This is a genomic window from Phytobacter sp. V91 (assembly GCF_965644225.1).
GTDB lineage: Bacteria > Pseudomonadota > Gammaproteobacteria > Enterobacterales > Enterobacteriaceae > CBFFRJ01.
In genome coordinates, this window is record NZ_CBFFRJ010000175.1 from 1 (window position 1) to 8,532 (window position 8,532).

Here is an 8,532-nt window from a genome sequence, read left to right on the forward strand (position 1 = left end):
TTCGACACCCATATCAAAACCGGTAACTCTCAACCTTTCAAGGTCAAGTGTCAGATCAAGTCGCGACTAATACACATGATTACCTGCCTCGTCCTCTGCAGGAGGGTTACGGTTTTAAGCCCGTAAGCCCCCTGCAGCGTACTGATATGACCTCTGGTCGTTCCCGGCAGCGTCGTAAGTACACCTCCACCCCAACTGTTGCAACGATTAACTGGACCTTCACCAAAAACAGCCAGGCCCAGTTATTTGAATCCTGGTACCGAGACGTGCTGCTTGACGGCGCGAACTGGTTTTATATGCGCCTGCAAACTCCGCTCGGATGTGATCAGTTATTTAAATGCCGGTTTGTGGATATCTATGAAGGCCCCACTTTGATATCCCCAAAATACTGGAGATTTAGCGCTCAACTTGAATTATGGGAGCGTCCTCTGTTGCCGCCTGGTTGGGGTAATTTCCCTGAGTTTATTGCCGGGAGCGACATCATTGATTACGCGATGAACAGGGAGTGGCCAGAGGCATGACAGTGCTCAACAGGTTTTACGCCAGCAGTGGGGGCGAAATACTTTTCAATACACTCCAGATTTCTATAGCAGGGCAGGATTACTGGCTTGTGGAGAATTTCGAAAATATTACTGCCATCATTGAATCAGGTGCATCGGTGACGTTCGAAGCTGCCGCCATGACCGTCGCATTACCTGCCAGAAACAATGATGGCACGCAGGATCTGAAATTTGCGATTAGTAATGTCGACGGTATTGTTTCAACCACAATCAGAGATGCGCTTGAAAACAAGAGCACCGGGACGCTGATAATGCGGCAGTACATGTCAACCGACCTTAATTTTCCGGCGTCTCCACCTATAACCATGGACATTAAGAGCGGATCATGGGCGGCAACGGAGGCGCAAATAACCGCCGGATTCATGAATATTCTGGATACAGCCTGGCCTCGTCTCCGTTACATCCTGTCGTTGTTTCCTGGTCTTCGCTACCTCAATTAGGGCATATCTATGTTCGATCCCGATAAATACCTTTCGGTTCGCTGGCTGAAGGGCGGACGCGCTTTCCCTGCGCTCGACTGCTTCGGCATCGTAAACGAAATCCGGCGTGACCTTGGGCTGGCGCCGTGGCCTGAATTCGCTGGCGTGACCAAAGACGATGGCGGTCTGGACAGGGAGGCGCGCGGGCTGATGACGGGGCTAACCCGTTGCCAGCCTGCCGTGGGCGCCGGGATTGCGTGTTATTCCGGTTCCCTGGTCACACACGTCGCTGTCGTGGTGGAGATTGGCGGCGTGCTGCATGCCGCTGAATGCAACCCGCGCACTAACGTGACATTTCTGCCGCTGGCGCGCTTTGAGCGCCGGTTTGTGAAAGTGGAGTACTACCAGTGACGATTCGAATTTACCCCTCGCGCCTGCCGGGCGAACCGCTGGAGACCCATGAACACGGTACGCTAACCCTCCACGACTGGTTTTCGCAGAATGTGCAGGGCTGGGAATTTGACCGGGAACATCCGGTTACTGTTGCGATTGACGGGGTAGCAGCCCCGGTCAGTGAATGGCCTCAGCTCGTTATCACACCAGAGAGCGATATCCGGATGTACCCCGTTCCATACGGTACCGGCGCTGAAATCGCCCTTTGGGTTGCAGTCGGTGTAGCCGTCGCTTCTGCGGCGTATTCTCTCTATATGATGACCACCATGCAGACGGGCGGCGCATCTCAGCCTGGTAATGGTGACCAGCTCGAGCTAAACCCGGCCAAAGCGAACACGGCCAAACTCGGCGATCCGATACGGGAAATTCTCGGGCGCTATAAGGTCTGGCCTGATTACGTTGTCCAGCCGATCAGTCGGTTCGACTCAGCTGACCCGAAAAAATTCAGTACCAGCATGTTTTTGTGCGTGGGCGTTGGCGATATGACTATCCCGTCATCATCGGTGCGCATTGGCTCAACGCCTGTCTCTGCATTCGGGGATGATGTCTCGTATACCGTTTATGGTCCAGGTGCTGACGTCTCCGGCGACAGTCGTTCGGAAAACTGGTTCAACAATGGCGAGGTGGGTAATACCACCTCCGGCACGTCAGGCCTTGACCTTGGTTCGACGGGGCCGCAGACCGTCAGCATCACGGCAGACGCGGTGCTGATCAGCGGCAACACCATCACGCTGATCGAAGCCAGCGCCAGCGACGATGAAACCGAAATCCCGGCATCCTGGGTGGTGGGCACTGTCGTAACCGTCATTGTGCCTAACTCGTACAACGTCGCGAACACGGGCGGCTACAGCGTGATTTTCGGCGATGTCGATGAACTGGCCCCGGTGGTGGGTATGCCGGTTACCGTTAATTTCAGTGAGTCGGGTTACGACCTGTTTATTGCTAGCTATGTCCCTGGCGTTCCGGCGGTACCCGGTGTGGGTGGATCTGCCGCCAGTGTAACCGCCAGTGCCGCCCCGACGACCTACGATTTCAGTTCATCACCGACGACATTCACGATTGGCTGGGATGGCACGACATATGCTGTGTCGCTGATCACCAACTACGTCACGATGTCAGGGCTGGTTAACACCATTACAAATCAGCTGACAGGCTCCGGACTGATTGCCCGTGATAACAGCGGTCGTCTGCAAATCGTCGAGGAGACCAGCCCGTTTGCGGGAAGCAGCATCAGCCATAGCGTGCTGCCGGTTGCAGCATTCGGCAGCGCGCCGGTTGATGTTGCAGGTGTCGCGTCCAGCGGTGCTACTGCGGCTGTCGAAGCGCACATCACGCTAGCGTATAACAATGCTATGGGTAAACCCTTTACGGGCATCCCTGACGGCGTTCAGCGTATAGCGATCGGGTACGGCGACGGTCAGTTTCGTATCACTGACGTGGATGACCAGACCATTACCGTCGAGCGCGTGCTGGTCACGCAGGATGCGGAGGGTAACGACGTCATTACTGTTGATTCGACCTGGCCGGGATTCACTGAGCGCACGTTGCTGGATGCGCAGGTTACTGGCGTCAATGACGATTACGCCTGGCTGGGGCCATTCCTGGCCTGTCCTGATGGTGAAACCACTACGGTGATTGAGAATAATTTTATCTTCCCTAATGGTCATATCCAGTACAAAAAGAACGGTGATCCAAAATCACACAATGTCCGTATTGTGGTTCAGTATCGAAATGCGGCCACAGCGGGCTCGTGGGCAGAGCGGGTTTATAATTTCACCAACAAAACAGCGGACGGTCACGGTTATACGCGCAGGATAAGCGGCCTGGCGGCGGCGCAGTATGAGGTTCGAATCCGGCGCACAACCAAGATCGGCGGCTCAAATACGGTGAACAACGTCTACTGGCAGGCGCTTCGCTCATTACTGAGGGCTCGCCCCTCCAGTTATGCCGGAGTCACCACAATGGGGATCACCGTGAGAACCGGCAATCGCCTTGCCGCCCAGTCCGATCGGCGTATCAGTGTGGTTCCCACCCGGATTTATAGCGGAGGTCGAACCGCACGCAGCATCAGCGGGGCGCTGTATCACGTGCTGGAGTCGCTGGGTTTCACTGCTGACCAGACAGACAGCGATGCGATCGATGCCCTGGAATCGACGTACTGGACGCCACGGGGTGAGACATTTGATTTTGCGACAGGTGACAGCACGTCAGCGCTGGAGATGCTGCAGAAAATTTGTTACGCCGGGATGGGTTATTTTCTCCTGACTGATGGTCTGGTGTCTGCGGGCAGGGAGGGCATTAAACCCTGGGTGGGCATGATTACCCCGCAGGAGACAACAGAGGAATTGCAGACCTCATTTAAAGCGCCCTCGCAGGATGACTATGACGGCGTGGATGTCACCTATATCAACGGCACGACATGGGCAGAGGAAACCGTGCAGTGCCGGTTGCCTGACAATCCGACGCCGATGAAAATCGAGAGTTATACCCTGGACGGCGTACTGGATGAGGACCGCGCATATCGCATCGGCATGCGCCGACTTCTCGGTTACACCCTGCAACGCCTGCAGCACACGACCTCAACGGAGATGGATGCCCTCTGTTATCAGTATATGGATCGCATTGTTCTGGCTGATGATATTCCCGGCAGTCAGACGCTGAGTTGCCTGATTACGTCACTGTCGTATACCAGCAGCGTGATTACTCTGACGCTCAGCGAACCGCCAGACTGGTCGTTTGAAAACCCCAGGGTGATTATCCGCAATCAGGAGGGAGCCGCATCCGTAATGCTGGTACCCACCCGCGTTGATGACTACACCATTTCCATCCCTTACACACCGTCGTTGTAGGTGGAGTCGTGGGAGATGGGCGATCCTGCAATAGAACCACCGCGCCTGCTGTTCTGTTCATCCGTCCGCGTTCCGTATGACGCCCTGATAGGTGAGATATCACCGGGGAGCGACGGAACCAGTGGCGTAACCGCCGTTCAGTACCACCCTGGGAAATACCAATATGACGACGCCAGCTATCCCGGCGATGTCGCGTAACACCACCATCATCCTTTTAACCCGCTTCGGCGGGTTTTTTTTCGCCTGGAGCGAACATGACACAATACGCCACCCTGAATCCGCTGGGCTCAATGAGCCCCTACGATCTGTTTGATAACGCCCAGAATCTGGATTTTGCAGTCAACAGTTATACCGCCACGACGTGGCAGGACCGCTTTAACAAAACGCGACTCAGCTGGTACGGGATTGAGCAAATGGCCCGTGAGGCCATCGCCGCATTTGGCTATATCACTATGGACTCGTTCCAGGCTGGCGCAACCCTGACATTACCGAATCAGGTACTGCGCGATACCAGCACTGGTGAGTATTACCGCTGGGATGGGGTATTCCCGAAAACCGTTCCTGCAGGGTCCACTCCTGCCAGTACCGGCGGGATCAGTCTCGGGGCGTGGCTGAGTGTCGGCGATGCTACGTTACGCAGTAATCTCGTAAACAAATCGGATGAATCACTGGGTGATGCGCTGCTTGGCGTGAAGCAACCTTTTGCGGATGCAGTGGCAAGAACTCAGCATGACTTCAATGCGCAATTTGTTACCGTATTCGATGCGAACGCTAAAGGTGATGGGGTAGCGAATGACACGGCCGCGTTCGCTCTTTTCGAGACCTGGAAGTCAGGGCAAATTGTAGACCTCCATGGGAAAACCTATCTGGTTGATGCTATCCCATTGGGTAACCGCTACAGCAATGGTTACTGGATTGCAGGCGGACAAACACATGCCGCCTGGTATCAGCCATCTAAGCAGTGGGGGGAGATTTTTGTATTTGGTGCAGATGCGCTATCTCAGTTCGGGCCTGCGGCGTCGTCAAGTCAAACCCTGCTCGTTGTGGGGAAAAATGCAGCAAAAAATGCAGTTTCAGCTCAAGGCGGGGTTATTTTAGGTCAAGATGCACATAAAGAAACCTTGCACATTCCATATGGAACCATTGCAATCGGGCGAGGAGTGTTGCAGCTAGTGCAGCCTGCCAGCTCCGACCTTGCAGAAATTTACGGCAACAGAAACATCGGGATCGGGGCATACGCACTACGATTCTTGACTACCGGCTACCAGAATGTGGTGGGAGGTCGAAACGCTGGCTCAGGCCTCACTACCAGTTATCAATGTACCTTATTGGGTACGGGAGCAACCTCAGGTGAGGCGCCGGTAGGCCTAACTGGTGAAATTGTTAATATCCAGGACATGACGGGCTTCCGCACGTGCAGCTTTGGCTATAATGCGGGGAAAAATGCGATTGAAGCCACGGATAGCGTTTTCGTTGGGGCCAGGACTGGGCAATCTATCAAGAAAGGAACATTCAATACATTTGTCGGTGCCGCCACCGGCATTAACATTGGTAATGACACCGCTCTCAATGGGAACCTGTATAAGAGCACGGCAACTATTTCCGCCACATATAGCCAGGCTGGAAACACGATCACCATCGGTACATCCTCTGCGCATGGTGCGGCTGTAGGCGACACTATCCAGCTAGCTTTTACCTCAGGCCTGATCGCTACTGCGTATACTACCGACCTGGTTTATGCGCAGGTGTTAACAACACCATCAACGACCTCATTAACTATTCAGTCCCCGGTATCGCTAACAACTTCAGGGGCGGTAAATCTCCGGGGGGTTATCGGTCAGGTTGCTGGTGTGGCTAATGGGAATAACACATTAGGTGGTTATGCGTCCTGTGGCGCAATGGTGCAGGCTGGAGGGGTGACATCATGGGGTTATCGCTCAGCCGAAAACCTGACATCAAGTACTTACGGTACTTTCATCGGGAGATATGCCGGGGCTTCAGTCCTTGGAGGCAACCCAAATACATCATTCGGTAATAACGTTACTGCGCTTGGTAACCTTGCCCCGTTAAGCGCGGACAACCAGGTGCAGTTAGGCAACTCAGACACTACAGTAATGTATTATCAGATTCAGCAACGCTCAGATGAAAGAGATAAAGCCGAGACAAGAGATACAGAACTGGGTCTTGAGTTCATCAGAAAATTGCGGTTTGTGGATTACAAATGGGATCTGCGTGAAGACTATTTTGAAATAGTAGAGCATCAGATTCCTGAAAAACATGAAGAAATTCTTGATTATGAGACTGGAGAAGTTGACAGCGAAGGCAACGCAATAATTGCTTTCAAAAAAGTCATCGTTGATGGCTTCAGAACAGAAACGGAATACGTTCAGCTTCCAAAGGATGGCAGCAAAAAACGTAATCGATGGCATCATGGGATCATAGCTCAGGAACTAAGTAAAACCCTGGACTCGTTAGGTATTGATTCCGGGATATGGCAAGACCACAAAGTAAATGGCGGTGCTGATGTACAATCTGCATCTTACGTAGAATTGATTGCACCAATTGGTAGATCTGTCCAGGAATTAGATGACGAAGTTTCAAACTTGAAACTTCAATTAAAATCAGTTTTGGATATTCTTGATCAATTGCAAAAGAAAACGGGGTAACACCCCGTTTTTTATAATGAAAAATGTTTTTTGATTGCTTCTTTGACATGGTCAGGATTTATAGACCATTCACTTTTATGTCTTCCATTCGGGTCAAGGTCTGTTTCGATTGTTTTCCCGAACACATACCCTAATTGACCCTCTTCTTTACATATAAACGAATCAGCAAGAACAAACCAATTCTCGGTGGCAAGGATAAGTATTTTTGCATCATTGCCAGAATATATCGCGTTATGCATTGCAGAACCCCCTGTTCCTGCAATCATTTTAGCATCTCGAAAGATTTTAATCTGATCAATCATCGGCAAGTCTTGGGGGTGAATTATTGTAAAGCCAAAGTCTTCAAATATTTTTTCGATAATTATTTCGTTTTTAAGACCTCTTCCTTGTGCTCGAGATCTAGAAACGTAAATCCTTCTTGTGTCAATTTGCTTAGAAAGATTTGCTAGTGATTTTACGCGTTGAAAAATATCCCTGCCAGTAGGGTCTACAAACCTTCTTCTCTGAATCATTACAGAAGGTACATATAATAACTTGGCTCTTATTGGGCGATCTATGTGTATTATATCCTCACTTTTTATTCCAATAGAATCAAGCATTTGAATGTAGTCTTTATTCATTTTAACTGAAGTTGCTACTTTAAGGTTATTAACTCCTAAAAGATGATAAGCCCACAAATCAGGTAGTACTTCAATTAAAAAATGTCCATAAATATCAGGATGCTCTGTATCTACATAATAAATAGGGTCATTTACTTGCAATTCTGGTAATTTATGATCGTCGCGACGAGGTGAAAAAAAATCATCACCCTTATGCTTCAAACCACCATGATAATTAAATCTTCTCCTCCTAAAACTTGATCCGTGCATTGTTTGATCATTGTTTAATACGATGCGCCGAGGGAGAAGTATTTTATCTTGAAGCTTTATAACTTTTTTTTCAAAATATTTTACGGTGCTCGGCATTTCAGAATCAGCTTGCGGGAATTCTTCTCTGCAGTAAATCTTTGGTTTTACAAACAAGTGGCTTTCTGCAGGTGGTGCACTAATACATAGTGTGCCCTGATCCTGTTCAGCCATAAATTTCCATGGTGGATTCAAAGGCATACCAATCTCCATTTAATAACTTTATCCCATTCAACATTATCAGAATTTATATTAATAATCCCTTCATTTCCTCTATAGACCACTTCAAGTGGTTCAGGATATTCCAATTGTGGAATTAAACCATCATCCATAACTTCCCATTGGTAAGTTGAATTTAAGTCATTATCTTTCACTATAAAACCCCGTTTCAAAAAGTATCATTGTAACCCTAAGCCGATTGAATCTGTAGTGTGAAGACAAAAAAAGGTTTTATTGAGTATAAAATTTCATCACAAATTTAAGTTTTGTATCAAAAATGAGCTAAATATCTACGAATTTTCCAAATCAAAAGGATATTAAACCACGAAAATTGATAGTTCAAATCTGCAGTTATCGGCCATTTAGTTAAAATTACTGTTCATGTATGGGTCTTCCCCTGTTGTGGTGGCTGTTGTAGGCTTTTCGCTGTTGACCCAACAACAGGAGGAAAACCACTTGAA

At 49.8% G+C, this 8,532-nt stretch carries 6 protein-coding genes and 1 pseudogene; 5 read left to right on the forward strand and 2 right to left on the reverse strand.

What is annotated here, in order from left to right:
* Window positions 1-146 precede the first annotated feature (146 nt).
* The 5 genes and pseudogenes from ACSZO4_RS23375 (at window position 147) to ACSZO4_RS23395 (ending at window position 6,947) form a co-directional block, all read left to right on the forward strand.
* Window positions 147-521, forward strand: a complete 375-nt coding sequence (locus ACSZO4_RS23375) for a hypothetical protein (RefSeq protein WP_437891462.1) — start codon at window positions 147-149, stop codon at window positions 519-521.
* The gene (locus tag ACSZO4_RS23380) at window positions 518-1,000 is read left to right on the forward strand and encodes a DUF1833 family protein (protein ID WP_437891463.1); all 483 of its coding nucleotides are present in this window, start codon (window positions 518-520) and stop codon (window positions 998-1,000) included. Before ACSZO4_RS23375 ends, ACSZO4_RS23380 begins: the two co-directional genes overlap by 4 nt.
* A gap of 9 nt (window positions 1,001-1,009) precedes the next feature.
* Complete coding sequence (locus ACSZO4_RS23385) at window positions 1,010-1,390, forward strand: nitrite transporter (protein ID WP_437891465.1); 381 nt, start codon at window positions 1,010-1,012, stop codon at window positions 1,388-1,390.
* A pseudogene (locus ACSZO4_RS23390) lies at window positions 1,387-4,479 on the forward strand (host specificity factor TipJ family phage tail protein). The gene ACSZO4_RS23385 and the pseudogene ACSZO4_RS23390 overlap by 4 nt, the downstream one beginning before the upstream one ends.
* Before the next feature lie 56 nt (window positions 4,480-4,535).
* Entirely contained in the window at window positions 4,536-6,947 is a 2,412-nt protein-coding gene (locus ACSZO4_RS23395; RefSeq protein ID WP_437891467.1) for a hypothetical protein, read from the forward strand.
* Window positions 6,948-6,958: 11 nt separating this feature from the next.
* Here the strand turns inward: ACSZO4_RS23395 and ACSZO4_RS23400 are convergent, their stop codons facing one another.
* Window positions 6,959-8,026 (reverse strand): glycosyltransferase family 61 protein, encoded by a 1,068-nt coding sequence (locus tag ACSZO4_RS23400; RefSeq protein ID WP_437891469.1) that lies wholly within the window; start codon window positions 8,024-8,026, stop codon window positions 6,959-6,961.
* Window positions 8,027-8,043: 17 nt separating this feature from the next.
* Window positions 8,044-8,226, reverse strand: a complete 183-nt coding sequence (locus ACSZO4_RS23405; RefSeq protein WP_437891470.1) for a hypothetical protein — start codon at window positions 8,224-8,226, stop codon at window positions 8,044-8,046.
* Between the last annotated feature and the right edge of the window lie 306 nt (window positions 8,227-8,532).